General features: G+C 41.4%; 25 protein-coding genes. 11 read left to right on the top strand and 14 right to left on the bottom strand.

Going from position 1 to position 24,995, the window contains the following annotated elements; translation table 11 throughout:
- Window positions 1-44: 44 nt before the first annotated feature.
- Window positions 45-1,499 (top strand): ATP-binding protein, encoded by a 1,455-nt coding sequence (locus HWQ43_RS24040; protein WP_292738484.1) that lies wholly within the window; start codon window positions 45-47, stop codon window positions 1,497-1,499.
- Window positions 1,500-1,922: 423 nt separating this feature from the next.
- Window positions 1,923-2,645: a hypothetical protein gene (locus tag HWQ43_RS24035; protein WP_292738483.1), complete on the top strand. Its 723-nt coding sequence runs from the start codon at window positions 1,923-1,925 to the stop codon at window positions 2,643-2,645.
- Window positions 2,646-2,767: 122 nt separating this feature from the next.
- On the opposite strand, the gene HWQ43_RS24030 is transcribed toward HWQ43_RS24035, so the two are convergent.
- Window positions 2,768-3,847 (bottom strand): tetratricopeptide repeat protein, encoded by a 1,080-nt coding sequence (locus tag HWQ43_RS24030; RefSeq protein ID WP_292738482.1) that lies wholly within the window; start codon window positions 3,845-3,847, stop codon window positions 2,768-2,770.
- A 58-nt stretch (window positions 3,848-3,905) separates the two neighbouring features.
- Window positions 3,906-4,574 carry a sigma-70 family RNA polymerase sigma factor gene (locus HWQ43_RS24025; RefSeq protein ID WP_292738481.1) on the bottom strand — a complete coding sequence of 223 codons (669 nt, stop codon included), beginning with the start codon at window positions 4,572-4,574 and terminating at the stop codon, window positions 3,906-3,908.
- Between the two features lie 196 nt (window positions 4,575-4,770).
- Between HWQ43_RS24025 and HWQ43_RS24020 the strand changes: the two genes are divergently transcribed.
- Both HWQ43_RS24020 and HWQ43_RS24015 read left to right on the top strand, forming a co-directional pair.
- The gene (locus HWQ43_RS24020) at window positions 4,771-5,367 is read left to right on the top strand and encodes a glyoxalase-like domain protein (RefSeq protein ID WP_094351107.1); all 597 of its coding nucleotides are present in this window, start codon (window positions 4,771-4,773) and stop codon (window positions 5,365-5,367) included.
- A 189-nt stretch (window positions 5,368-5,556) separates the two neighbouring features.
- Window positions 5,557-6,021 (top strand): DUF29 domain-containing protein, encoded by a 465-nt coding sequence (locus tag HWQ43_RS24015; protein WP_292738480.1) that lies wholly within the window; start codon window positions 5,557-5,559, stop codon window positions 6,019-6,021.
- Between the two features lie 22 nt (window positions 6,022-6,043).
- Here the strand turns inward: HWQ43_RS24015 and HWQ43_RS24010 are convergent, their stop codons facing one another.
- The 5 genes from HWQ43_RS24010 to HWQ43_RS23990 all read right to left on the bottom strand — a co-directional run bounded on the left by HWQ43_RS24010 (window position 6,044) and on the right by HWQ43_RS23990 (window position 10,618).
- A complete protein-coding gene (locus HWQ43_RS24010) occupies window positions 6,044-8,320 on the bottom strand; it encodes a CHAT domain-containing protein (protein ID WP_292738479.1) in 2,277 nt (758 codons plus the stop codon).
- A gap of 233 nt (window positions 8,321-8,553) precedes the next feature.
- A complete protein-coding gene (locus HWQ43_RS24005) occupies window positions 8,554-9,072 on the bottom strand; it encodes a tetratricopeptide repeat protein (RefSeq protein WP_292738478.1) in 519 nt (172 codons plus the stop codon).
- A gap of 21 nt (window positions 9,073-9,093) precedes the next feature.
- Window positions 9,094-9,459 (bottom strand): hypothetical protein, encoded by a 366-nt coding sequence (locus tag HWQ43_RS24000; protein WP_292738477.1) that lies wholly within the window; start codon window positions 9,457-9,459, stop codon window positions 9,094-9,096.
- 35 nt (window positions 9,460-9,494) lie between these two features.
- The gene (locus tag HWQ43_RS23995; RefSeq protein ID WP_292738476.1) at window positions 9,495-10,214 is read right to left on the bottom strand and encodes a helix-turn-helix domain-containing protein; all 720 of its coding nucleotides are present in this window, start codon (window positions 10,212-10,214) and stop codon (window positions 9,495-9,497) included.
- Entirely contained in the window at window positions 10,214-10,618 is a 405-nt protein-coding gene (locus HWQ43_RS23990; protein WP_292738475.1) for a type II toxin-antitoxin system RelE/ParE family toxin, read from the bottom strand. The genes HWQ43_RS23995 and HWQ43_RS23990 overlap by 1 nt, the downstream gene beginning before the upstream one ends.
- Before the next feature lie 314 nt (window positions 10,619-10,932).
- Between HWQ43_RS23990 and HWQ43_RS23985 the strand changes: the two genes are divergently transcribed.
- Window positions 10,933-11,499 (top strand): Uma2 family endonuclease, encoded by a 567-nt coding sequence (locus tag HWQ43_RS23985; protein ID WP_292738474.1) that lies wholly within the window; start codon window positions 10,933-10,935, stop codon window positions 11,497-11,499.
- A gap of 30 nt (window positions 11,500-11,529) precedes the next feature.
- Here the strand turns inward: HWQ43_RS23985 and HWQ43_RS23980 are convergent, their stop codons facing one another.
- The 5 genes from HWQ43_RS23980 to pstS form a co-directional block, all read right to left on the bottom strand.
- Window positions 11,530-11,811, bottom strand: a complete 282-nt coding sequence (locus tag HWQ43_RS23980; protein WP_289795754.1) for a hypothetical protein — start codon at window positions 11,809-11,811, stop codon at window positions 11,530-11,532.
- A 122-nt stretch (window positions 11,812-11,933) separates the two neighbouring features.
- Window positions 11,934-12,740 carry a phosphate ABC transporter ATP-binding protein PstB gene (pstB, locus tag HWQ43_RS23975; RefSeq protein WP_292738473.1) on the bottom strand — a complete coding sequence of 269 codons (807 nt, stop codon included), beginning with the start codon at window positions 12,738-12,740 and terminating at the stop codon, window positions 11,934-11,936.
- Window positions 12,741-12,797: 57 nt separating this feature from the next.
- On the bottom strand, window positions 12,798-13,679 hold the full coding sequence (pstA, locus tag HWQ43_RS23970; RefSeq protein ID WP_292738472.1) for a phosphate ABC transporter permease PstA: 882 nt from the start codon (window positions 13,677-13,679) through the stop codon (window positions 12,798-12,800).
- Between the two features lie 19 nt (window positions 13,680-13,698).
- Complete coding sequence (gene pstC, locus HWQ43_RS23965; protein WP_292738471.1) at window positions 13,699-14,649, bottom strand: phosphate ABC transporter permease subunit PstC; 951 nt, start codon at window positions 14,647-14,649, stop codon at window positions 13,699-13,701.
- Window positions 14,650-14,798: 149 nt separating this feature from the next.
- Entirely contained in the window at window positions 14,799-15,980 is a 1,182-nt protein-coding gene (gene pstS / locus HWQ43_RS23960; RefSeq protein WP_292738470.1) for a phosphate ABC transporter substrate-binding protein PstS, read from the bottom strand.
- Window positions 15,981-16,580: 600 nt separating this feature from the next.
- Between pstS and HWQ43_RS23955 the strand changes: the two genes are divergently transcribed.
- The 5 genes from HWQ43_RS23955 to HWQ43_RS23935 all read left to right on the top strand — a co-directional run bounded on the left by HWQ43_RS23955 (window position 16,581) and on the right by HWQ43_RS23935 (window position 21,820).
- Window positions 16,581-17,168 (top strand): biotin transporter BioY, encoded by a 588-nt coding sequence (locus HWQ43_RS23955; protein WP_292738469.1) that lies wholly within the window; start codon window positions 16,581-16,583, stop codon window positions 17,166-17,168.
- A 94-nt stretch (window positions 17,169-17,262) separates the two neighbouring features.
- On the top strand, window positions 17,263-17,739 hold the full coding sequence (gene lspA / locus HWQ43_RS23950) for a signal peptidase II (protein WP_289795760.1): 477 nt from the start codon (window positions 17,263-17,265) through the stop codon (window positions 17,737-17,739).
- A gap of 217 nt (window positions 17,740-17,956) precedes the next feature.
- Window positions 17,957-18,676, top strand: a complete 720-nt coding sequence (locus tag HWQ43_RS33880) for a hypothetical protein (RefSeq protein ID WP_366932893.1) — start codon at window positions 17,957-17,959, stop codon at window positions 18,674-18,676.
- Between the two features lie 400 nt (window positions 18,677-19,076).
- Window positions 19,077-21,347: a transglycosylase domain-containing protein gene (locus tag HWQ43_RS23940; protein ID WP_292738467.1), complete on the top strand. Its 2,271-nt coding sequence runs from the start codon at window positions 19,077-19,079 to the stop codon at window positions 21,345-21,347.
- Between the two features lie 107 nt (window positions 21,348-21,454).
- The gene (locus HWQ43_RS23935; protein WP_292738466.1) at window positions 21,455-21,820 is read left to right on the top strand and encodes a four helix bundle protein; all 366 of its coding nucleotides are present in this window, start codon (window positions 21,455-21,457) and stop codon (window positions 21,818-21,820) included.
- A gap of 70 nt (window positions 21,821-21,890) precedes the next feature.
- Here HWQ43_RS23935 and HWQ43_RS23930 read toward each other — a convergent pair whose 3' ends face one another.
- Together HWQ43_RS23930 and HWQ43_RS23925 are read right to left on the bottom strand one after the other, a co-directional pair.
- On the bottom strand, window positions 21,891-23,324 hold the full coding sequence (locus HWQ43_RS23930) for a DUF4335 domain-containing protein (protein WP_292738465.1): 1,434 nt from the start codon (window positions 23,322-23,324) through the stop codon (window positions 21,891-21,893).
- Window positions 23,321-23,947 carry a DUF3038 domain-containing protein gene (locus HWQ43_RS23925; protein ID WP_292738464.1) on the bottom strand — a complete coding sequence of 209 codons (627 nt, stop codon included), beginning with the start codon at window positions 23,945-23,947 and terminating at the stop codon, window positions 23,321-23,323. Before HWQ43_RS23925 ends, HWQ43_RS23930 begins: the two co-directional genes overlap by 4 nt.
- 463 nt (window positions 23,948-24,410) lie before the next feature.
- Here HWQ43_RS23925 and HWQ43_RS23920 point away from each other — a divergent pair, with 463 nt between their 5' ends.
- Window positions 24,411-24,929 carry an adenine phosphoribosyltransferase gene (locus HWQ43_RS23920; protein ID WP_292738463.1) on the top strand — a complete coding sequence of 173 codons (519 nt, stop codon included), beginning with the start codon at window positions 24,411-24,413 and terminating at the stop codon, window positions 24,927-24,929.
- The last annotated feature ends 66 nt before the right edge of the window (window positions 24,930-24,995 follow it).

Here is a 24,995-nt window from a genome sequence, read left to right as displayed (position 1 = left end):
AAAAAGCACTTTACAATTATTCTTAACACGAAGTAGGTGAAAATATGTTTCAAGCTACTCGCCGCCGTCTTGCAATTTGGTACACTGCCGTCACTGCTGTATTACTACTAATGTTTGCCAGTGGCGTTTATTTATACGTCCGCAGTACGTTGATTGAGCGGATTGATGACACCCTTAACCATGTAGTAGAAATAGTAGAGCGTTGCCTGACAACCAGTGGTTGTGCATCTACGCTCATATTTGAGCCAATTAATGCTGATGCAGATAAATTTCGCATTAACGTAGAAGCCAGTTTTGGCGATAATAGCGACACTGTAGAAGATGACCACATTGACCTAGAATGGTTTAGTCCAACTGGTAAATTACTTTGGTCAACGCTATCTGAACCACTAAATATTCCCATTCGTGCCAATCGCACTGGTGAAACTGTGCGCGTAGTCAAGAGAGAGAATGAAAATTCAAAATTTAAAATTCCTAACTCCCCACTCTTATTGCGACAAGTCACCGAACGAGTAGAAGTGAGACGCCAAGTATTAGGATATCTGCGCGTTAGTCATCCCTGGTTTGAAGTTACTAAACCTAGTCGCCAGTTAATATTTGATTTGGCTTTAGGTATTGGGTTAATGGTGCTTTCCGTAGGCGCGAGTGGTTGGTTTCTTTCGGGTAAAGCGATGGAACCTGTAGGTGAATCTTATCAACGTCTTAAACAATTCACTGCTGATGCTTCCCACGAACTTAGAAGTCCGATCACTTTGATTCAAACTAATGTGCAAGTTGCCCTTGCTGACTTGGATTTAGCAGAGACAGAAACGACTAGTTCTTTGCAATATCGACAACAGTTAAAGGTAGTGGAACGGTTAACACAGCGTTTAGGTAAGTTAGTCAATGACTTACTCTTCCTCGCACGACAGGATAGTGGTATTAGCAAAGATACTTTTTCACCTTCTCCATTGGATGCTTTGCTAATAGAGGTGGTTGAAGAACAACAATTGTTAGTCCCGGAGAAAGAAATCACCCTTTCTCTAGACTTAGTTGACCCTCCGGCCTCTGAAACTAGCCCCGAATTACTGGAGAATTGGTTTACTCTTGTAGGTAATTGGGATCAATTGGTGCGGCTGTTCACAAATTTAATTGCTAACGCTTTGCATTACACTCCAGCAGGTGGACGGGTGAAAGTGGAATTGGCGCGGATAGAAGGAATAAATCGTGTTTCTGGACTACGTAACACCAGTGCCCAGTTGCAAGTTAAGGTGAGTGATACCGGAGTTGGAATTCCAGCGGAAGCACTACCACGCTTGTTTGACCGCTTTTATCGAGTAGATCCGGCACGTACTCATAGGACGGGGAATACAGCTACAGCCAGCGCTACAGGTTCAGGATTGGGATTAGCGATCGCCCAAGCTATTGTTGAACATCATCACGGTCATATTCAAGTTGAAAGTACCCAAGGCATTGGCACTACCTTTACTATCACTTTACCAATAACTCTTGAGTCTTAATTTGCTAATAAATTTTTATTTCCTGTGATAGATGTAAGATTCTAGTACAATACGGCGGAAATAAAACAATCATTCCAAATCAACGAAACTCTAATGCTGTATTCATTTTTAATTTTTAATTCCGCCTTGCTGTACTAGTCCATTCAAGTGGACTTTAATTCTTAGTGAATAAACTTATTTTCTAGCGGGATATTGAATTTGACTGTTACAAAAATCTACTTAATGACAATGGTTAAGATTGTAAATCTTGAGAATGAGATATTTCAAGTTTTTTAGATTATTTCCGTATCCTTAGCTAGATGCGACAAATCAATTAGTTTGCTAAATGTTTAGATGTACTCAACGACCTATAAAACCTAATTTAATTTCCGGCTGGAGAAATCTTTAGTAAGAAAAAAAATGAAGCTTTTCTAGGAGTCAAGAATGAATATGAAGTCTCAAAATTTTCGCAAGTCTAGCAAATTATTTGGCGCTCTTTGTGGGGGATTACTAATTAGTCTGCCAGCAATTCCTCAAGCATTAGCACAAGAATCTACTGTCAAGGTTAACCCAAGACCCAGTATTTTTAGCGAACCACCCTACAACCGCTCTCAGGCTCCCGTGTCACCAGAGCCAGGAGCTAGACCAGCACGCCCAGTTCCGCCGACTGAAGGGCAACTGTCTCCCGTACCACCACAACCAGTTCCTCCGGCTGAGGGGCAAGTGTCTCCTTTACCACCACAACCAGGTGCTAGACCACTACGCCCAATTCCTGGCGATCGAACTCAACAGCCTTCACCACCTGCGGTTTCCAATGACCAACAACCACTGGTAGAACCACGGCAAACCCCCAGTGCGACGATCGCACTCACTAATGGGATGGTTAATATCAGGTTGGTTAATAATACTGCGGCTAAGATAACTTTCCAAGTGATTGGCGATACGGCACCGCGCTCCCTAGAAGGGAAGTCAGATGTAACGCTGCAAGCTTTAAAAGCACCAGTAACAGTAACATTTGAACGACAAGATGGCGGACAATTAATAGTGACTCCACAAGGTTCTTCAGAACCAGGAAGCTTGGAAGTCACATTTAAGGAAGCCACCAATGCAGCACAAGGTAGAAGTGCGATGAGAATTGAACGAAACGGTTCAGTGTTCTTAAATTAATTAATTTAGAGCTAGGGCGAAGGTAATTCGCGGCTACTTTTATAACCCACGTAGTTGGGTTTTGCCTGTGTAGACGCGGTTTCCAACCGCCCTTGTAATCCCTTGTAATATTAAATTGACTGCTACTTTCGCTGAAGCATTTTAGTTAATTGATCCCGCAATTGCACTTCTTGCCTACTATCTTGCAATGTCCGCGCCAGTATAATTGCCCTTTCGTAAAAATTGCGGGCAGTTAGGTAGTTACCTTGTTGCTTATATAGCTGGGCATAAGATTCAAAAGATTTTAATTCTTCGTGTAAATTTTGTAATTCTTTAGCGAGTGCTAAACGCTGCTCTAGTAAGTCAAAGGCGCGTTCGTAACGCCCTACAGCAGTGTGAGCCGTAACTAAACCGTCAATTGCCCGTAATTCATTAGTGCGATCGCGGTTGGTTTTAGCTGTGCGCATTGCTTCACCATAAGTAGCAATGGTATCTTGATAATTTCCAGATGCTAAATAAGCATCTCCTAAATTATTCAAGGTATTTGCTTCACCGATGGCATCGCCATTCTGACGGCGGAAAGTTAAAGCATTTTCGTACAGTTTAATCGCCTTGTTATAATCTCCCAACCTGGCACTTACCAAGCCCAAATTACTCAAAGACAGTCCTTCACCTTCAATATTTTTCACCCCGTGAGCAATTGCAAGGGCATCTTCAACTGTTTTACCAGCAGCAGCAAATTCGCCTTTTTGCAGCAGAAATGTACCAATATTATTCAGCACAAAAATCTGAGATTGAAAGTCTTTAGTATCACGAGCGATCGCTAATCCTCTCCTGAAAGCATCTTCTGCCTCTTTAGAACTACCAAGCTGCACATAAGCCTTAGCAAGCAAATTGTACGTCAGACCTTGTGCTTTCAGGTCGCCAATGGAATGATATAGTTCTAATGCTTGCAAACAAGACGTAATTGTTTTGTCGGCATGTCCTGAAGCGTATTCTTGTTGACCAATACGCAACAAGCTGTCTGCTTCATCTCTTGATTGTCGCCCAACGGAATTATTTAAAGGGCGATGGAGTTGTTCTGAAATATCAACCGCACCCGCTACAGGACTCAGCAAAAAAGCAAACAGTAAAAAGCTGTGTAAAAGAACCTGGGGACGATAAATCGCACCGACACAAATTAAGCCTACCTTTTGGTAGGGAAATACAAGTCGTTGTTTCATAAAAATTACCCGTAAAGTTGCGGGTTTAAGTAGAAGGTCTAAGAAGAAGTTTTAAGTTTTAAATTGAAGACAAGTAATATACGCATTTATACTTAAGTTGTGATTGAGCTAAATCTTCCCCAAAGTATATGGTGCGAATATCTGTGGGCAATTTGTCCTCTAGCATACGATAGCCTTCCTGGAGAAAATTGGCTACTTCATAAGGAGCGATCGCTTCTCCTTCAGCTTGTAGATAAGCAGCGATTCTAGTTTCACTCCAGTGGAAAGTTTGCGCCATTAATACAATTAATCGTAAAACTGGCGGCAGTTGGTCTAACGCCTGTTGTACATAGCACCATAGCGGCGGTGAAGTCGCTTGCAGAGAATAATGAATTGCTTCTGTGGGTGGTAGTTTAATCTCATTTATACAGAAAGCTGTCATATTAATTAACCAATTCTGCATGGTTAAAGCTTCCTCACCTGATTCAGAGTCAGTTAACTTTAGTCCACCGAGTTCGTAATAGATATGTCGCCAGGTGAGGGCAAACAGATAATCTGCTTGCACAGGCGATCGCGCCGAATGCCGAATTAAGGTGTAGACTATGGGGCTATAGCGGCAAAAAATCACCGTAAAGTACTTTCCGGCATCTGGATAGCGCTGAAACAGAGTCAGTAGTTCATGGTCACTGTGATGGAACAGCGACTTCACCAGTGGGTGATTAGCTTCGGGAAAATGAGGAATTTGCACAAGTCTTGGAGTTGATAATTGTTAAAATAGTTTTGGGAATTGCACTCCCCTAGTTAATCGCATAATATCTTGGTGTTGCTCAGTTTGTAGATAAGACTCAGACTAGTTGAGTATTGATAAACTAAAAACAAGGACTTAATTTTAGTCTTAATCGACAATCATAAAATCAACTCTCTTAAAGAATCCTTATTTGTTCATGGTTATAGCAGTTAGTGTGATCTCGTTCCTGCTCAGTCCCCTTACTTTAGGCTCCTTTCTGCCTTCCCTGCCGTTAGATAGCCTGTTCTCCACCCAAGGCATTATGGTAATGCTGCTAGCAGCCTACGCTGGTGCCATGTGGATGTTTCTCACCAGTGCCCCAAAAGTACACACTGTAATGGTGTCAGATTTGGAGATTGCCCGACAGTTGTATGAAGGACTGCTAGATTTGCCAGCAGCTGAGGTGCCATTGCACTACTACTACAACTACGAACAAACTATAGGCGCAACTGGCATCGATCCGTTATATATGTCTACAGGACCGAGCTTGTCTAGCAAAATGATGAATAATGCTAACGATGGGCTGTGGTATCAATTGAAGAAAAACACCCAGCTACACGTGATTACTGGTGCGAGTTTAGGTAGCAAAAATCAGCAACGCCACGTTTGTTTTGACCACGACTGCCTGGAAATGATTTTAATGCGAGTCGAAATGCGCGGTTTGAAATTGAAGATTCGTAATCACAAACCTCTGAACTTTTTAGTCAAGGACTATGAAGGGCGCGTTATTGAGGTAGCTGAGGTAGCGAATTAGTTCTGAGGTTTTAGATTATTTGAGGTTGGGTTTGGCGTAGCTTGCTACCGTAGGCATCGCTAAACCCAATATTTATTTTTAGATTTTGGATTTTAGATACTTCGACTTCGTTCAGTACAAGTTTTGGATTTTGGTGCAAGTGTTACCGCAGGGGTAGGTAAGTAAATAGGTGTAAATAAAGTGGAAAAAATGCACACATCTCACCTATATAAAACAGATTTCTATGATTGGACGCAAAAGCAGGTTAGCTTGCTCAAAACTCAACAGTGGGAACAATTAGATACAGTTAACCTGATTGAAGAAATTGAAACTTTGGGCAGAAGAGAACGGCAAGAATTGCGAAATCGGCTCGGAGTATTGCTAGGACATCTACTGAAATGGCAATTTCAACCTGAAAAACGTAGCAATAGCTGGTTGGGTACAATTCGAGAGCAACGTGTTCAAATTAAGCTGCTTCTGCAAGATAGCCCTAGTTTGAAACCCTATCTCGATGAAGTTTTCTTCAGTGTTTATGAACTAGGTTTGGCTTTAGCGATTCGAGAAACTGAGTTGGGTGAAAATGTTTTTCCAGAAATCTGTCCCTACACTTTAGACCAAACTTTGAATTCTAAATTCTTACCAAATTTTAATCAGGTTGATGAACAGGGCGAGTAATTACCCCAATACTATTATTTTCTCACCGTAAACCGTGGCAAATAAAAGCAGCCCAGTAATGAGGATGTGAAAAGGGAAATTTCTCTGTCGAATTTTTTATGTCATAAATTTGACTTAACACTTTACGGTACTTTTTATATTCACAGTCCCACTCTAAATAGGTGGCTGAACCTTTGGAATACTGGTTTCTATGAGTTTTCGCTTCTTTCGACATTTTGATAACTTGATTATAAAATTCTTGTATATCCTCTCTACTTAGCAGTGCCTCTTTCTGAAGTTCGCGCAGTTTGATTTGGGCTTGCTGTAAAGCTTCAGGACGGCTGTTGCCTTTTTGTCGATGTTGGTAATAAAAGATAGAAAATAATGCTGTTGCTAAGTCATCTATTAACCATAAACTACTAACAACGCTTCTAGCACCTGCACATAAAAAACCTGTGGCAAGAGTAAGAATATCATCAGTTAAGGATGGAATACCGCGATTCGTCTCGCAGCAAGACAGAAACACTTCTACAAGTTGAGGTAAACGCCAGCTTGGTGTCATCAATTGCCCCAAGGTGATGCTACCATCAGCTAATTTTAACTGTGATTCTAAGGCATTATCGAGGCGAGATAGGGCATGGTGGCAGGAATGAAGTACTTGAACTTGTTGTACTAATTGTCGATAGTTCTTGGAAGTGGCTTGACTGCTGCCAATTAATCTGTTTTCTGGTGGAATGTTGTACATTTTGGCGAGTTGTTCGCCTTCAAATCTGGCACAGGGAAGGTTATCTTCACCATCTTCCACAGTTCCATATTGTAGAGATATTTCATTAAATGCCCCTACATTGTCGCGTTGTTGACAAAATTCTAAAATTTGGCAGCTTGGGGTGTAACGAATGAGAAATTTATCTCCTAAATATTCTTGATATTCTCCTGTAGGCAAAGCAGCGAACGGAATCTGATGTAGTAATAGGTGAGGTACTAAAATTAACTCTTTTATTCCTTCAAGATGTTGGTAAATGAGTTCAGATATTTGTAGGCGTTCAGCTAATTCGCGGAGAATACTATTAATTTGAGTTTGCCATTTTTGGGAATCATTCATATAAGGCAATAACCAATTCTGGCTAATCCAGCCTTGTAACGTATCTAACCCTTGTTCTGTGCAAGTGTGGAGAGTAATTTGGTTTTTCTGCACGACAAAAATATGGGTGTCACTGTTGGTAGTGTAGAAACTGAGGATAGCTGTATTGGATTGGTCAATTAGCTTTTGAATTTCTGACAAGCTGAGAGGGTTAACTTGAATTTCGCCAGCAAATACGGGATCTTCGCGTCTAAGATTTTCCCAAACTTGGTGTTTTTGGGTTTCTAAAGATGCGATTTTTTGATTGCGTTCTTTCCAAATAGCGCGAGTGTCACTATGGTTATTTTCAGATTTATGGCTTTGGCGTTCTTGATTAATTTGCCGTTGCAGTTCTTCATATTGCTGCAATAATTCTTGGACTTTTGGAGGGATTTCTTCGCCTTGAGAGAGGTTGTAGCTTGCCATTAAGTCTACAAGAAGTTTAGAACGCGATCGCTCTGAGTATTCAAAGGCTTTTTCTATTTGTCCAGCATTGATGCAGGCTTGCACCATGTTTTGATAAACATCAATGGATTCTTCTATAATTTCTTGACGGCGGGATTCAGAAGTTACCCAATTACGGCTAGTTTCTACTGCGTCAATAGCTGCTTCATAGCCTTGGATAGCTTTATCCCAATTATCATTGGAGAAAGCTGTGTTACCCAAGTTACGTCCTGTTATAAAGCAATCAAGCGGAAATATGTTGTGTTGATAGATGGTTAAGGCTAACTGGAAAGATTCAATTGCTTTCGTAAAATATCCATGCAAGTTATAAATATGACCAATATTACTATGAGTTAATGCCCAGTCTTCCGGGAAAGCTTCTTGAGTACGAATTTGTAAAGCAAATTGAAAAGCAGTCATAGCCAGTTCTAAGTCGTTTGTGTAATCTTCTTTAAAATGCTCACCATAGCAAATTCCCAAATTCATTTGTGTCATAGCCCAGTTTATAGGATAAAATTCTTTGGTAAAAATTTGTAAGCTTTTTTGTAGAGAAATAATAGCTAAATCCAAATTTTCTGATCTAGTACCACAGATTCTATCCAAATAAGTAATACCTAAGTTATTTTGAGTTCTTGCCCATTCGTTAGGAAAGGCTTCTTTAGTAAAAATTTGGTAAGCTTCTTCAAAAGCAAATATAGCCAATTCTATATTTTGCTCTTTGTCTTTTTGAATACGTTCTAAGTAAGCAAGCCCCAAATTGTTTTTTACATCAGCCCATCCTTGAGGATAATCTGTCTGGCTAAAAACTTTTGCTGCTGCTTGATAACAGGCAATCGCTAATTCTATATTTTCTGCTTCGTCTCCTTTAATACGATAGCGATAGCTATTTCCTAAATTATTTTGGGTTTCAGCCCACTCCTGTGGAAAAGCTTCTTTAGTAAAAACTTGTAAAGCAGATTTGCAAGCGGCTATAGCTAATTCTAGATTCTCTACTTTGTTCCCTCGGATTCGGTCACGGTAAGCAACGCAACTGCTAGATTATTTTGAATAGTAGCCCATTTTTGAACAAATGCTTTTTCGGTAATGATTTCTAAAGCTGCTTGCAAAACAGTTATAGCTATTTCCAGATTCTCAGCTTTGTCTCCTTGGATACGCTTGATATAGGCACCAGCTAAACTGTTTTGGGTTATAGCCCATTCTGTAGGGAAGTCTTGTTTATTAAAGACTTGCAAAGCTTCTTGCAAAGCAGTAATAGCAATTTCTATATTTTCGGCTTTATATCCTCGGATACGCTGTATATAGGCAGCGGCTAAACTGTTTTGAGTCATAGCACATTCTTGGGAAAAGGCTTCTGGAGTAAAGACAGTTTGAGCTACCTCATAGCCAGCAATGGCAATTTCTATATTTGATGCTTTACTTCCTAAAGGAAACTCAGCGATCAGGTTACTGAAATTAAAAGTGTCAGTTGCTAAGATTTCTGCTGAAATTGGGTTTTCTTCTATTAACATATCTATAGCCCAAGCCTTCAATCAGCAAGAAAATTTATCATCAATTTTGTCTAGGTTAGCTTGCAAAAATGGGTAAACCACTTGTGGATCAGCATGACTACTACTAACTGCTTGTAACAGCATTAGAATAAGTTCCACATAATTTTCTGCTGACGATGGCTTACCTATAGTAGCGGAAATTGTAACAGCAACCCTACGTATGAAAGTGGCATTTTCTTCGTCTCCCTGCTCCGCTAGTGTTACAGCTACCTGCTTCATTGTCTCTACCAAACCAGCATCTATCAGGTTTTTATGAACCTCTAAAATTCCCGGTTCTTGTCCCTTAGAAGATTGGACAAGTTCATGTATTAACTTTAAATAAGCATTAAGGCGTTTTTCTTCTATCACCAATAAATTCCTGCTTATGAGCTTAGTTTATAAATTTATTTATACCGCTCAAAAAATTCCTTTAACTTCTCTAGCAATTCTTCAGCTAAATCCAACAACTCAATTTCATCAACTTCATCACTACTTCCACGATTACTTTCTCTATACGCCACATTAGCAGCCAAAACATTTTTTACAGCAAAAATCTTATCTTCTTCAGATAGACTCAAACATTTTTCCAACTCTACAGCAATTTCTCCGATTGTCCTTGAACCTAAACGCGCTCTTACTTTCACTGCTACCGAATCGTCACCTTCCAGCAGTTTTACCAAAGCTGTTCTCAGTCCATCATTCTCGCCAGAAAACTTCTCAACGGCGACACGCACATATTCCCGGACGCTCATGTTTGCCGCCAATGCTTTTTGGAAAACTACATCTGGTACATCTACCAGCAACACACCTTCGTTATCACTAGCTTGATATAAGTCATCCCCTTGTTTGACGGCTACCAGCAAATCTGCACCCAAAGTATGTAAATAGTGCAACACCGATTCCAATTCATGTTCCTTTAACGCCGACTCCAACTTGGACACAGCCGCCTGCTTTACTCCCAGTTTTTGGGCTAGCTCTGCCTGAGTCAATCCTGCTTTATTACGTATTTCCCGCATAGCATCAGTAAGATATAGGCGCAGATACTCTAACTTTCCCGCCAGAATCACCTCTGGTTCGTCGCTTACCTTCTGCTGTAACCAAGCTTGAAAATTAGGTTTTTTCATCAATTTTCCCTCTGCTGCAATTCACGTAATCTCACTCTTGCAGGTTCTTTGTCTCTCTCTTTGATAGCGTTGTCGTATTTCTTCATAAAGGCGTGCAGCACTACAAACCGTTGAGGAGTCGCAGCCGTTAATATAAACCTTGGATTATGTTCGCTTTTAGTCATGCGTAACTCATACAGGTCATCTTCGAGTTTCTCAAAAATGCCACTGGTGAGTGATGCGAGTCCTTTATTACACAGGTAGCCCAGGTTAACTTGCAAACGCCTGGTTTCGGAAGGACTCAGTAATGGCTTTGGTGGATTTTCTGGTTGCTCCTGTTCAGGAATCATCCTAATGAAAAAAGCAAGCAAATCTTTGGGGATTTCCCCATTGACATCTTGATAAAGTTCCCAAGTCCAATTCACTTGCTACCTCAGAGTATAATATTCCTTACAAAGAATGTCAATTGTATTATTCTTTTAAAGGAATATCATATAGATTACGGGAGTGCAACTAAGATAATAAAACATTGAGTAATAAAAATGGTAAGTGCGTTATACAAAGCCATATAGCGCTTCTGAGTTGAGTTCACCCCCAGCCCTTCCCTACTAGCGTTGAGGAGTAAGATTCAAAGCCTAAAAGGAAAGAGGTCAAACTGTATTGCATACAAACAAAAAACGCTATAACGTTCCATTTGCACTCAGGCTAAAATAGGTAAATCCCCTAACAGATACGATTTATGAACCAGCCGATATCTGAGAGAGTGCGCTGGACTACCGCCGATTTAGAGTTGTTTCCAGATAACGGGAATCGCTATGAAATTATTGACGGAGAATTATTTGTGACCAGAGCGCCCCACTGGAATCATCAAAAAACGTGTGTCAGAATTATTACTCCATTGCATATTTGGTCACAAGCTACTTCTTTGGGACAGGTCGTACCTGCTCCAGGAATAGTTTTTGGCGATAATGATAATGTTATTCCCGATGTTGTCTGGGCTAGCAACGAGAGATTACCCCTACTTTTAGACGAGGCGGGGCATTTGACTGGTGCGCCAGAACTGGTTGTAGAAGTACTATCTGCTGGTAGTGAAAATGAAAAGCGGGACAGAGAACTAAAACTTAAGCTCTACTCATCACGAGGTGTCAGAGAATATTGGATTGTAGATTGGCGCAAGCAACAAGTGGAAGTATATCGACGCGAACAAGCGAGTTTAAAGTTAGTTGCTACGTTATTCAATGGTGATGAATTGAGTTCACCCATATTACCTGATTTTATTTGTGCGATCGCACAACTATTTAATTAATAAAATTACGAATTACGAATTACGAATTAGTTAATTGTGCTGTAAAAACTCAATTTTGGGCAACAACGGGTCAGTCACAATACCCACACCGCTAAAACCCCAGCGTTTGAGCAAGTTTCCCAACTGTGTACGCGCAATAGATTCCACCGCAAAGCGATTTGCCACTTCTGCTGCGTGGGTGTTGAGATAGCTAAGAGCGTCAAAGTTTTCTTGAAACAGCAATAAATAACCCGATGTTTCAGCATCAGGACGAGCTATAAGATAATTCCCGTCAGTTTTTGAACGCACTAAGTAATAGACATCGGACAGCATGGAGATGAAGTTTGTTGGGGAGGAAAAAAAGCCCTTCAAATAAAAAACATAGAGGAATATCGCACTGCTTTGATTTCCGAGTATCCCTCATTGCTTTAATATCAACAATGTAAAATAAATATTTATCCAAATTTGCCGCTAACGTAATCTCTGGTTTCTTCCTGCTGAGGATTGTTGAAAATTAATTCTGTTGCATCGTACTCTACCATGTAGCCGCTACGGGTTCCTTTCTCTGAAGTCCGAACATTAAAAAAGGCTGTCTTATCAGAAACACGCGCTGCTTGCTGCATGTTATGAGTGACGATAACAATAGTATATTGCTCTTTAAGTTCGTGAATCAGTTCTTCAACACGCAAGGTGGAAATGGGGTCAAGAGCGGAGCAAGGCTCATCCATCAGTATAATTTCAGGTTGGACTGCGATCGCGCGAGCAATACATAACCGCTGTTGTTGTCCACCAGATAAAGACGAGCCACTTTGATGTAGTTTATCCTTGACTTCATCCCACAAAGCTGCTTTTCTGAGACTGCTTTCTACCAATTCATCCAAATCACCTTTGTAGCCGTTGATTTTAGCTCCAAAAGTAATATTGTCATGAATTGACTTGGGAAATGGGTTTGGTCTTTGAAACACCATCCCAATTCTCCGGCGCACTTCTACAGGGTCGATATCGGCTGCATACAAGTTTTTATCGTAAAAAAGTATTTTACCTTCTGCCCGAAATGACTCAATCAGGTCATTGAGACGGTTATAGCATCGCAACAACGTACTTTTACCACAACCGGAAGGGCCGATAAAAGCAGTCACCTGATTTTTCGGTATATCTAGCCAAATATTCTGTAAGGCTAAAAACTTGCCGTAGTAAATGTTGAGATTTTCAGCCCGTAAAACGGTTTCAGTGTCATTCACTGTCCTAGTATTGGTAGCCATAAATTAAATCTAGTGTTTGTTTAAGCGATGGGGATATGCACTGTGGATGGTTGCTGACTAAGCTTTTTTGCGAGTTACCCAGCGAGCGATGATACTTGTGATTAGAACCATCAATACCAAAATCAAAGATGCTGCCCAAGCTAGAGATTGCCAATTTTTAAACGGAGAAATGGCGTATTTGTAAACTAAAACAGCCAGAGAAGCTGTTGGTTGGAATAAACCATCTGGCCAAAAGTTAGAAAATAGAGCAGTAAATAGCAAAGGTGCGGTTTCTCCAGATGCTCTGGCGATCGCTAGCGTTGCCCCAGTTACAATAGCTGGTAAAGCTGCTGGTAAGACTACTTGACTTACAGTTTGAAAGTTAGTCGCTCCCAACCCTACAGATGCTTGTCGCAAATCTTGCGATACTAACTGTAACGCTTCATCAGTAGTTCGCAAAATAATTGGCAACATCAAAATTGCCAGTGCAAACCCTCCAGCTAGAGCTGAATACGATCCTAAGTTCAACTTTACCATTGTCAAAACTACAATCCCATAGGCGAATACCCCAGCAATAATTGAGGGGACTCCACTAAGGACGTTAGCCGCAAAACGCACCCATCTAGCTACTTTTGCCGAACTAAATTCTGTGATGTAAATCGCCCCTAAAACTCCAAAGGGGATACTAATCAAGGCAGCAATTCCTACCATCAACAGCGTGCCTAAAATGGCATTACCAAAGCCTCCTCCTTTTTGGAGAGCTTTGGGTGGCAATTCAACAAACACGGCCAGATTCAGACTGCTAAAGCCTTTAATAATCACATAAGAAAGTACTGCTAGCAAAGGAACAAGTGCCAATACTCCGCAGGTAAAAGCGATTACGGTCATCACTGTATTAAACAGTGTTCTTTGAGACATGGCGGAGCGAGTTAAACTGCGCTCTGGAAAATTAGAAGTCATAATTTAACCCAAAACTAAGCTATATTCGCTTGACTCTCAGAACGATCAACTCTGCCAGAATGTTGACTACTAGTGTCAAGAAAAATAGAATTAAAGCCGCATACATTAAAGCCGAAACTTGCAAACCACTAGCTTCTGAGAACTGATTTGCCAGTAGAGAAGAAATCGTATTGGCTGGTGCAAAAAGAGAGAGACTGATGTTGTTGGAGTTGCCAATTAACATCGTTACAGCCATTGTTTCTCCCATTGCGCGGCCAAGTCCCAACATCACAGCACTAACTATGCCCGAAAAGGCTGCTGGGATAAGAACTTGCAAAATCGTTTCCCAGCGGGTTGCTCCTAGTCCTATAGAGGCTTGACGCAAACTGGGGGGTACAGAAATCAAGGCATCGCGGGATAAAGCTGTGATGATGGGCAAAGTCATAATCGCTAATATGACTCCCGCCGGCAACATTCCTGGTCCTGTAGGAGAAGTGCTAAAAAATGGCAGCCAGCTAAAATAACCATTTAGCCATTTTCCCAAGCTGGTTAATATTGGCACCAAAACGAAAATACCCCACACGCCATAGACAACGCTGGGAATAGCTGCGAGTAGTTCTACTGCAAAAACCAGTACCAGTTTCACTTTTGCAGGTAAAAAATCCTCGCTCAATACAATAGCAGTACCAACGCCAATTGGGACTGCTATCAGCAGACCAATAAAAGAACTCACAAGAGTTCCATAAATTTGAGGTAGCACCCCATAGGTATCATTAACCGGATTCCAAGTGGTATTGGCTAAAAAGCTGACACCAAACTGTTGAATGGCAGGCCAAGCACCAATTGCAACCTGCGACCCGATCCATAATAAAGTACCAGCAACCGCAAAAGCGAAAATTTTAGTCAGCCAAATAAAACCCAAATCTAGGGATTTTTCGGCGTCAGAGCGATTTTTCATCGCTGATGACAGATTTTGAGAATTTGTAGTCATGAATACCGACTTTCAAGATTAAATCAGAGAAAAATATGGGAAGCAACTAGATTAGTAAAATTGTCGCCTCATCATCTATTTAAACTGACTTATACAATAGTAACTCTGTGTCCAAAGTTACTACTGGATAGGCATGTTTTATTGCTTGCTTACTTGCTAGCGCTAGTACCACTGGCAACAGAAATTTTGTACTCTGGACTGATTTGGTCAGCAGCAGCAGCTACTTTTGCGATCACACTTGAGGGTAGAGGAACATACCCTAATGGAATAGCCTGTTTCTGACCTTCAGTTAAAGCGTATTCGATGGCGGCTTCTATTGCCTTAGCTTTTGCTGCATTAGGATATTTTTTGTAAACTAAGAGCCAGGTATAGCTCACGATAGGATATGAATCAGCCCCTTCGGGATCTGCAATAAAGGCCCGAAGATTTTCTGGTAAGGTTACTGCTTCTAAAGTTTTAGCGGTTGACTGATCGTTATCAACAATGAATTTTCCTGCTTTATTTTCCAAAGCAGCAAACTTGAGATTGTTTTGTTTGGCGTAGCCGTATTCAATGTAACCAATAGAACCTTGAGTTTGTTGGATTTGGGCTGTAACACCCTCATTACCCTTCGCACCAACTCCTACAGGCCAATTGACACTTTTTCCTTCGCCAACCTTGCTTTTCCACTCCGGGCTGATAGCACTGACGTGTTTTGTAAACACACCAGTGGTTCCGCTACCATCAGAACGATAAACAACCGTTATTGCTTCTTTAGGAAGTTTTGCACCTGGGTTAGCCTTGGCAATTTGGGCATCATCCCAAGATTTGATTTTGCCTAGTAGAATATCAGCATAAACGGCTCTTGGCAGCTTAAGTTCTGGAACATCAGGCAAGTTGTAAGCCAGTACGATGCTACCAGCAGTCACAGGCAGTAAAATAACACCCCTATCTGCTGGTACTTTCTGAATTTCTTCATCCTTCATCGCAACATCGCTGGCCCCAAAATCTACAGTGCCTTTGATAAATTGCTCAACTCCAGAACCGCTACCAACTGATGCGTAGTCAACTTGCAGATTTGGATATTTTTTGTTTAAATCAGTGAACCAGGTATCGTAAAGTGGTGCCGGAAAAGTCGCACCAGCCCCGCTTAACTTTACGGTTCCGCCAAGGTCTAATTTAGCTGGGCTAGAGGCAGTAGTATCGGTAGCAGTGCCAGAAGGCGTATCCTTGCTGGCTGTACCATCTGGTGTTTGTTGTCCGCCACAAGCTGCTAGGCTGATTGTCAGTGCTAACACTGAAATTGAACCTGTGAGGCGATGAGTTTTTATTGCACTAAGACGTGAGAGCATCGCTATCAAATTTTTAGTAACTTTTCAGGTGAGCGTTTCTAAGATACTCCCAAAGCACAACAATAGAGATTAACGAAAGGTTAACAAAGCAAAAAGATACTTGTTTTTTTGATGAAGAGCAAACCCTTGTTTTTAGTTTTTATTGATAAATTTTATACCTTGGTTTAAGTTTAAGATAGAAATATTACTACCGTAAGTTTTTTATACGTATTTTATTTACAAAAATTTATTGGTAGTGTAATTTTGTTGGTCAAGTCATAAAAAAATATATAAATATATAAATATTAATTAAGATTAAGCATTAAACACTTTGTAGCCAAATTTAGGTACTGCTCTGCAAAACTAGTATAAATACTAATATAAATAATCTTAATTTACCAATATTTTAGGTTACATACCAGAATTCACAGCACGCCTCAGCCAAGAAAATCAGATAATAGACACCTCAGCTACAATTCGTAGAACTGAAAAATTACATACCAAAAAGGCAAAAGAAAATATGCTAGTTCTTAAGATGTAAGCACAAATTTCATTTCAATATTAATGAATATACTAGTTGCTGTTGGTTTTCCCTTTTGCTTTTCCTTGGTTGCCTGATAAATGTTTGCTGCTTCCAATCAATTACTATGGTCTATGATTGGCTTACTCCTGACAATGGGTGGTACCTTCTTAGAAGTTTATGGCATCACCTTTCCTTGGACTTGGAGTCAGCACGGAATTCAGACTTTTTCTTTAGGTGTCACTTTTCAAATTGGCGCAGTATTGTTGGTGGGTTGTTTAGGAGGCAAAAATGCGGGTGCGCTCTCGCAAATTGCCTATTTAGTCATGGGGTTAACCTTATTACCAGTATTTGCCGATGGCGGCGGTATTGGTTATGTCAAGCTGTCTCAGTTTGGCTATCTACTAGGTTTTATTCCTGGAGCTTGGATTTGTGGCTTAGTGGCTTTTAAAGCGAGACCTCGACTAGAAACTCTTGCCTTTAGTTGTCTCTGTGGCTTGTTAACTCTCCACATCTGCGGTATTACTTATTTGATTATCAGCTATTTTTTTCAGTGGAAAGGCACAGAAAATCTACCCTTGATGCAAGCAATCCTTAGATATTCTTGGTTTGCACTACCAGGTCAACTAACCGTGGTCTGTGCAGTTACTGTAATAGCATATATATTGCGTCACTTAATGTTTTATTAGTTCATTGCCTTTCGTCCTTTGTCATTTGTCAAAAGCTCATGACCAATGACCAATGACTAATGACCAACGACCAACGACCAATGACTAATTCGCCATGCATTTAAAAAATCGTCTTTTCTGGATCGCTGCCTTCATCGCTTTTTTCTTAGACCAAATAACAAAGTACTGGGTAGTACAAAGCTTTAGCCTGGGGCAGACACTACCACTCTTACCTGGGATATTTCACTTCACCTATGTCACTAACACTGGTGCGGCTTTTAGTCTATTGAGTGGGAAAGTAGAGTGGTTGCGCTGGCTATCTTTAGGAGTGAGTCTAGTATTGATAGCGTTGGCGTTAATTGGCCCAACATTAAATTTGTGGGATCAGTTAGGCTATGGGTTGATTTTAGGTGGAGCTATGGGCAACGGTATCGATCGTTTTGTTTTAGGCTACGTCGTTGATTTTCTTGATTTTCGCCTGATTAACTTTGCTGTATTTAATGTGGCAGATTCATTTATTAGTATCGGTATTGTTTGCCTGTTAATTGCTTCCTTGCAAAAAACACCGACTTCAACTGGCAGATCCCATTAAACTATTAAGCCTGGGATGATTAATCCCAGGCTATTGACTTAGTGAAACCTTTGCTTAGTCTTATATGCGAAGACTTGACGTATAAGGTTTTATCAATTTTTATTTGTCACCTAACACCAGTTTACATAACTGATGCAAGAGTTCAAGAAAGATGCACCGACGATCGCTGATGGCAAACTAGTATTTAGATTACGCCCAGCTTTAAATTTAGTTACCTGTGGTAGGAGTTTTTGGTGAACTAGAGCCGGGAGTACTGGGAGAGCTACCTGGTTCGATACTGCTGCCAGGAGTGCTAGGAGTGCCAGGTTGGTCAGGTGTAGTTGAGCTACCTGGTTCGGTAGTGCTGCCAGGAGTAGTAGGTGCGCTTTCAGGAGTGGTTGGAGTAACGCTTCCTGGTGCTGGAGTTAGGTTACTAGGTGCGCCTTCAGGAGTGGTTGAGCTTCCTGGTGCTGGAGTTAAGTTGCTAGGTGCGCCTTCAGGAGTGGTTGGAGTAACGCTTCCTGGTGCTGGAGTTAAGTTGCTAGGTGCGCCAGGTGCCGGTGGGGTTACGCTTCCTGGTGCTGGAGTGGTTTCGGGAGTGCCAGATTCAGGAGGAGTGGTTCCTGGGGCAGTTGTGCTATCAGGCGTTGTTGTTTCTGCTGGTGTTGTTTCTGCTGGTACTGTAGTGCTACCAGGAGCGCTAGGGGTGGCTGCTGTGCCGCCGGAACAGCGCGAGTTGAGCGGAAAATGCTCGCACAGAATTTTCATCCCTTCTGGCGACATTTTAATTTCCGCTGGTGCACTAGTGGAGTCGCTACTAGATTGGGCTATGGGGGATTTACTGGATTGGGCTACAGCAATATTAGTGGTAAGTGCCAAAGATAAAGCTGTACCAATCAGGGTCAGAGATTTTCCCATCATTCTGAAATTAACCTCAACAGAACACTCGCCCTATTAAAGCAGATAACTAAGATTTAGAAAATCCTCCTAAATGAAGATATTTAGGTTTGTTTCAGAATATGTGGATATGTAAAATTGGTAACAATTAAATCAGTTGTTTGTTACTAGCTAGTGTTTAAAAAGACAAAATTTAAAATTATACTTGTAGTTATTGAACAAATAATGCTAGCTATTGATAAGCCTTTGAGAATATAGAAGAAATTTTTCTTATATAAAGAAGTGACTAAAATCACAAATAAGTTCTAGCCATAATGTTAAGATTAAGTATAAATTAAATCAATAAAGTCCCGTATGACTAATTTATGCTTTGGCTTATGAGTAAAATGATGAAAGATTAACATCTAAAATTGATTGTAATTCGCCCGATTCTTCATTAAAAACTGTGATGTGAATAGCCGATGAGTTCTCCCCAACCCCCTCACAAGCCACAAACGTTACTAGGTCAACTGACTCAAGCAGTACATACGATTCAAGCTAGGGTCGATTTTTCAAAATTGGCGCTCAAGCCTAATGCCAAAGTACCAGAACTTTGGGTGCAGGATGCGGGGGCGGATAAAGCAGAGGTATATCCACTGTTGGGCGATCGCTATATTCTCGGTCGTAGTTCCAAATCCAGCGATATCGTCATCCGTAACCCTGTTGTCAGCCAAATTCACCTCTCATTATCGCGGAATTCTACTCAGCGCACACCAGTTTTCACGATCAAAGACGAAAACTCCACCAATGGCATTTATCGTGGCAAACGTCGTGTTAGTTCTCTAGAACTGCGTCATGGCGATATTCTGACTCTCGGTCCCCCAGAACTCGCTGCTTCTGTACGATTGCAATACGTCGATCCACCAGCATGGTATGTCAAAGCTGCAAGTTGGACAGCTTATGGAGTTGGTGGTGTTAGTGCCCTATTAACTTTAGTGATTGGCGTCGAATGGCTGAAATTTTCAGTCAAACCTCTACCGACAGCGACACGCGCCCCAGTAGTTGTTTACGCCCGTGATGGAGCCACTCCTCTGAGAGAGCCTCGGACTACCTCTCATGTAGATATGAAGCGATTAGAGGAATTTGGCCCTTATTTGCCTGCTGCGGTAGTGGCTTCAGAGGATAGTCGTTATTACTGGCACTTTGGGGTTGATCCTCTAGGGATTTTACGAGCTGTGTTGATTAATAGCCGCAGCGGAGATGTGCAACAAGGAGCCAGCACTGTCACCCAGCAAGTTGCCCGCAGTTTGTTCCGCGAGTATGTAGGAAGACAGGATACCCTTGGTCGCAAATTGCGAGAGGCGGTTGTCGCCCTCAAGCTTGAAACCTTTTACAGCAAAGATGATATTTTGCTGATGTACTTAAATCGGGTTTTTTTGGGAGGGGATACCTCTGGCTTTGAGGATGCAGCCCGATATTACTTTGAGAAGTCGGCTAAAGAATTAACTTTGGCAGAAGCAGCAACATTGGTAGGAATTTTACCTGCTCCCAACGCCTTCGATTTTTGTGGGGATGGGCCAAATAAGCTAGAAGCGGCTGAATACCGAAATCGTGTTATTAAGCGGTTGCTAGAGATGGGCAAAATTAAAGCAGAGGATGCGAACCGAGCTAGACGCTCCACTGTCCAAATTAGTCCTAAAGTCTGCGAACAGCAAGCTAAAACGATCGCACCTTATTTTTACAGTTACGTCTTCTCTGAACTCGAATCAATCTTGGGAGAGGGAGCAGCAAGAGAAGGAAACTATATCATTGAAACCAAACTCGATCCAGCGATACAGAGACAAGCAGAAGCAGCATTAAGTAATTCGGTCAACAACTCTGGTAGAACTTTTAATTTTTCTCAAGGGGCATTAGTCACTCTTGACTCTAGTACAGGCAGTATTCTCGCAATGGTAGGCGGGACTGATTACAAAAAAAGTCAGTTCAATCGTGCTGTTCAAGCCAAAAGACAGCCAGGTTCCACCTTCAAAATCTTTGCTTACACTGCTGCTATTCAACAGGGAATTTCACCATCTAAAAGTTATTCTTGCGCCCCTTTAACTTGGCAAGGCTTTACTTATAAACCCTGTCGTGCAGGTGCTGATACTAGCTTCGATATTGCCACTGGGCTGGCGCTTTCAGAAAATCCTATCGCCTTGCGAGTTGCTAAAGAAGTTGGGCTGGATAAAGTTGTGGCAATGGCGCAACGTTTGGGGATAAAATCAAATCTCGATCCGGTTCCCGGCTTGGTACTAGGTCAAAGCGTGGTCAATGTTTTAGAAATGACTGGTGCTTTTGGCGCTATTGGCAATCGCGGTGTGTCAAATCCTCCCCATGCCATTAACCGAATTTTAGACAGTGGTGATTGCAGCGATCGCAATGATATCAAAACCTGTCGTGTAATCTACTCCTTCGACCAAGATCCAGGTGCCAACAAACGAGTGTTGACAACTAATGTCGCCGATGAAATGACTAGTTTGATGCGTGGTGTAATCGCAAGAGGTACTGGTCGTAGTGCTGCCATTGGGCTAGGGGAAGCTGGTAAAACTGGCACGACTGATAAAAACGTTGACTTGTGGTTTATTGGTTTTATCCCCAGTCAGCGACTTGTAACTGGCGTTTGGCTGGGAAACGACAATAATTCCCCGACATCTGGTAGCAGCGCTCAAGCAGCTCAGTTGTGGGGAAATTATATGCGGAGAATTACACGGTAATTGGGGATTGGGAATTGGGCATTGGGGATTGGGAATTGGGGATTGGGAATTGGGCATTGAGAATTGGGAACTATTGATCAATAAATGAAAATGATCAATGGACTTTTGTGAGAAGACCTGATTTTGAGGAATTAGAAGTTTATCAACTTTCTGAAAAGCTTGCTAATGAAATTTGGCGTATTGCTAAAGGATGGGACAATTTCACTAAAGATACATTGGGCAAGCAAATTGTTCGGTCTGCTGATAGTATTTGTGCGAATATCGCAGAAGGTAGAGGTAGGTACAACGACCAAGACAATCGGCATTTTGTCAAGATTGCGAGAGGGTCTTTGTATGAAACTATCAGTTGGTTGAGGTTAGCCTACGCCAGACATTTATTGGCAAATGAACAGGTAAACAAATTTAAACCAATTCTTGATGAACTATTACCCAAGCTCAATGCTTATCTAAAAGCCATAGGGAATAGGGAATAGCAACTTAATTCTCTTGCCCCATGCCCCATGCCCCATACCCCATGCCCCATGCCCAATGCCCCATACCCAATTACTGATATCCCTTCCAAGGAGTGACTTCCAGCTTGCCGTTAGGCTTAAATATCACTTGAAAGTGGGCTAGAGGTTCTTTGTCATTGGGAGCAGCTACATTAGAACCATAGATGGCGTTAAACATCTTAGGAAGAGGTGTTTCTCGGAAATAATCAAAGGCGACTTGATTAAGTGGTTCATAGTCAGCAATTACACCCTCTTTGTTGACTGCTACCCGATATTTCAAATCTCGCGTAAAGGTGGGGGTGCCACTCCAGGTTTGACGAACTGTATTATAAAGTTTTTTATTTAAACCTTTAGTGATATTAGAGTCAGTAATTTTTGCACCAACTACCTCTGGTGTCTTAGCATATCCTCGCCAAGGGCTAACTTGCAGCACACCATTTGTAGTAAACACTATTCGGAATTGGGCTATCGGTTCATTAGAAATAGGAGCGCGATTAGCAGGATTGTAAAGTAGGTTAGGTAGAGGAGTTTGCCCGACTCCTTGATTGGCCTCTTTATTCACCGCTTTATAACCAACGATCGCTCCATCCGCAGCTACACCCAAACGATAGATCAAATCCTGTTGCAATCCTGAGCGTTTAGTCCAAGCTGGATGAACTTGGTTATACACTTGACGATTCAATGCACGCAGCTGGGATGGATCGGTAATTTCTGGAACTGTATTTAAAAGTGCTTCTAAATCTTTGACTACTGGCTTTTCATTAGCTATGGGTGTTGCTGTAGGTGTTGCAGCCTCGATGGGTGTTGCAGCTGCTGATGCTGGAAGATTAAGGCTCTTTGTTGTAGAGCTAGTTTGCTCATCTGGTTTAGGCTGCGGTGGACGAATTTGGGGAGGTGGAATCAGGTTAAATGCGATCGCTGCTACTGCTAAACTTGATATTCCTACAGCCGCAGGAACAGCTTGCCTAATTACAGCCTGACTAGCACCACCATAGCGTCTAGTAACTGGTTGTAGTTCTAGGGATAATTCTGGTAAAGTCTGGGTATCAGCAAAAAACTGATCTACTGCTTCTACTAAATCAAACAACTGTACCGTATTCAAATCTATTTCAATAGGCGGACGTTTAGAATTATTAGAGTGAGACTCGAACCCCTCTGGAGCATTCTCTGAATGTATGATTAATCTATGGCGGTTGCCGTCAATTTTTTGAAACTCTACTAGCTCCGATTCCTGGTTGTGTGCTTGCGGATTGGGTACAGTACTCAGAAATTCTTGAGCGTAACCACTAACAGCCCTTACCAAACTTTCAAAAAATTCCCGCCCTCCCGTTAGGGGTTGATTGTAACCAGATAAATAGCATTCTGCATTTACCAATATTGATAATTCTGGGCGCATTTCCTGAAACTGTGCAGCCCTAGTGACATCACTTAACCCTTCTAAAAGAAGAGTACAATTAGGTAGACTGTACTTACGTTGAATATTCATTCCACTTCACCGTCAAAAAGACTAATCCAGAACCGTTGCATTCCAGCAGTACCAGTACAAAATAGTAATTGTCCTAACAAATTTATTGCTAGCGCATCTAATTTTTCATCAGAAGTTAATGCTAGTACACCAGAACGCCGAGCATTCATCCGGCTTTTAAAATGCGCTCTAAACCGCTCTAGGTAATTAGATAGCCGCAAATTCTGTTCTAATGGAATCTGTTTTTCTTCCATTTGTTGACATATCATTAATAACTGGCGGATGACAACAGTTAAACGCCGTGCTATATAGCAAGCAATGACCACCAAAGCTTTTGCTTCCATAATAGTTAAGGGACGGCGCATGTGCGCTCTTCGTAGCGGGTTAGAGCTACGCATCCGCCATAAATTCACTCTGTCTTTAACAATTCCTTTCAGATCCAACTCTTGAGCAAAAGCCAGGATTGCTTCTGAACCACCAAGCTCTAAAGCTTCAATTGCCAATAAAATCAGGTCAATTTGCAGCCTGGTTCTTCGAGGACACGTTTTGGAAGCGATCGCAGGATCTGGTAAAGTGTCCAGAATCATCGGCAGTGAGTCTTGGGTTGAACTGTTGAACGGCGTTAAACTTGCTGAAACATTCATTCTATAAATACCTTGTGCGGTTCCAACAGACTAGATAAAACAAATTTAAGATCGGTAGCCAAGACTTGAGCCTTAGACTTGTGGCAGTAACATGACTACCTGATATATACATTACTTAACTCTTTCTACTCAAAGTTTTCCCTATATCGAAATCAAAATTTTAAAACATAACTAAATTCACCTCATTTATTAGTGAAATACCTTTTATAGCTTGGTTTAGATTCTAATTATCGTCAATGAAGAGCGAAGCTTTAGCCTTTATCCCCACTTGACCCCCAGCGTATGACATTATAGTGTACGATTTTTCAGGTATCTGAAATTGGGTATTGAGCATTGGGCACTTGTACTGAGCGAAGTCGTTGGCGCAGCCTCTCGTAGAGAAGTATTGGGCATTGCTTATTAATTTTTCTACCTCATTTCCCATGCCCCATTCCCCATTCCCTACTCCTTTATTCCCCATTTTATGGATTTAAAGTCTCTCGTTCGTGACATTCCAGATTTCCCGAAACCCGGAATTTTATTTCGGGATATTACTACGTTACTGCGCGATCCAGAGGGACTGCGCTATACTATTGACTTTTTAACACAAAAATGCAATGAAGCTGAAATAACAGCTGATTATGTCATTGGTATGGAGTCGAGGGGATTTATTTTTGGTGCACCTCTGGCTTATAAATTAGGAGCTGGTTTTATTCCCATCCGTAAAAAAGGGAAGTTACCAGCAGCCGTTCACTCAATTGAATATGAATTAGAGTATGGTACAGACTGCCTAGAAGTGCATCAAGACGCTTTACACCAAGGTAGCCGAGTTTTGATTGTGGACGATTTGATTGCCACAGGTGGAACTGCGAGTGCTACAGCAAAGTTGGTGCAGAAAATTGGCTGCGAACTAGTAGGATTTGGGTTTATTATCGAGCTACGGGATTTACAAGGGCGTAGATATTTGCCGGATGTGCCGATTATCTCTTTAATTGAATATTAGTCATTAGTCATTGGTCATTAGTCATTAATCATTGGTCAATAGCAAAACAACTGGCAAATGACGAAA

This window comes from Nostoc sp. JL31, from assembly GCF_017114965.1.
GTDB classification, from domain to species: domain Bacteria; phylum Cyanobacteriota; class Cyanobacteriia; order Cyanobacteriales; family Nostocaceae; genus Nostoc; species Nostoc punctiforme_A.
This window is presented reverse-complemented; position numbering and strand designations above follow the sequence as displayed.

What these genes read in the sequence shown, in the direction of transcription:
- HWQ43_RS24040 (WP_292738484.1), top strand. Translation starts at nt 45, where the DNA reads ATGTTTCAAGCTACTCGCCGCCGTCTTGCAATTTGGTACACTGCCGTC.
- HWQ43_RS24035 (WP_292738483.1), top strand. Translation starts at nt 1,923, where the DNA reads ATGAATATGAAGTCTCAAAATTTTCGCAAGTCTAGCAAATTATTTGGC.
- HWQ43_RS24030 (WP_292738482.1), bottom strand. Translation starts at nt 3,847, where the DNA reads ATGAAACAACGACTTGTATTTCCCTACCAAAAGGTAGGCTTAATTTGT.
- HWQ43_RS24020 (WP_094351107.1), top strand. Translation starts at nt 4,771, where the DNA reads ATGGTTATAGCAGTTAGTGTGATCTCGTTCCTGCTCAGTCCCCTTACT.
- HWQ43_RS24015 (WP_292738480.1), top strand. Translation starts at nt 5,557, where the DNA reads ATGCACACATCTCACCTATATAAAACAGATTTCTATGATTGGACGCAA.
- HWQ43_RS24005 (WP_292738478.1), bottom strand. Translation starts at nt 9,072, where the DNA reads ATGTTAATAGAAGAAAACCCAATTTCAGCAGAAATCTTAGCAACTGAC.
- HWQ43_RS23995 (WP_292738476.1), bottom strand. Translation starts at nt 10,214, where the DNA reads ATGAAAAAACCTAATTTTCAAGCTTGGTTACAGCAGAAGGTAAGCGAC.
- HWQ43_RS23985 (WP_292738474.1), top strand. Translation starts at nt 10,933, where the DNA reads ATGAACCAGCCGATATCTGAGAGAGTGCGCTGGACTACCGCCGATTTA.
- HWQ43_RS23980 (WP_289795754.1), bottom strand. Translation starts at nt 11,811, where the DNA reads ATGCTGTCCGATGTCTATTACTTAGTGCGTTCAAAAACTGACGGGAAT.
- pstB (WP_292738473.1), bottom strand. Translation starts at nt 12,740, where the DNA reads ATGGCTACCAATACTAGGACAGTGAATGACACTGAAACCGTTTTACGG.
- pstA (WP_292738472.1), bottom strand. Translation starts at nt 13,679, where the DNA reads ATGACTTCTAATTTTCCAGAGCGCAGTTTAACTCGCTCCGCCATGTCT.
- pstC (WP_292738471.1), bottom strand. Translation starts at nt 14,649, where the DNA reads ATGACTACAAATTCTCAAAATCTGTCATCAGCGATGAAAAATCGCTCT.
- pstS (WP_292738470.1), bottom strand. Translation starts at nt 15,980, where the DNA reads ATGCTCTCACGTCTTAGTGCAATAAAAACTCATCGCCTCACAGGTTCA.
- HWQ43_RS23955 (WP_292738469.1), top strand. Translation starts at nt 16,581, where the DNA reads ATGTTTGCTGCTTCCAATCAATTACTATGGTCTATGATTGGCTTACTC.
- lspA (WP_289795760.1), top strand. Translation starts at nt 17,263, where the DNA reads ATGCATTTAAAAAATCGTCTTTTCTGGATCGCTGCCTTCATCGCTTTT.
- HWQ43_RS23940 (WP_292738467.1), top strand. Translation starts at nt 19,077, where the DNA reads ATGAGTTCTCCCCAACCCCCTCACAAGCCACAAACGTTACTAGGTCAA.
- HWQ43_RS23930 (WP_292738465.1), bottom strand. Translation starts at nt 23,324, where the DNA reads ATGAATATTCAACGTAAGTACAGTCTACCTAATTGTACTCTTCTTTTA.
- HWQ43_RS23925 (WP_292738464.1), bottom strand. Translation starts at nt 23,947, where the DNA reads ATGAATGTTTCAGCAAGTTTAACGCCGTTCAACAGTTCAACCCAAGAC.
- HWQ43_RS23920 (WP_292738463.1), top strand. Translation starts at nt 24,411, where the DNA reads ATGGATTTAAAGTCTCTCGTTCGTGACATTCCAGATTTCCCGAAACCC.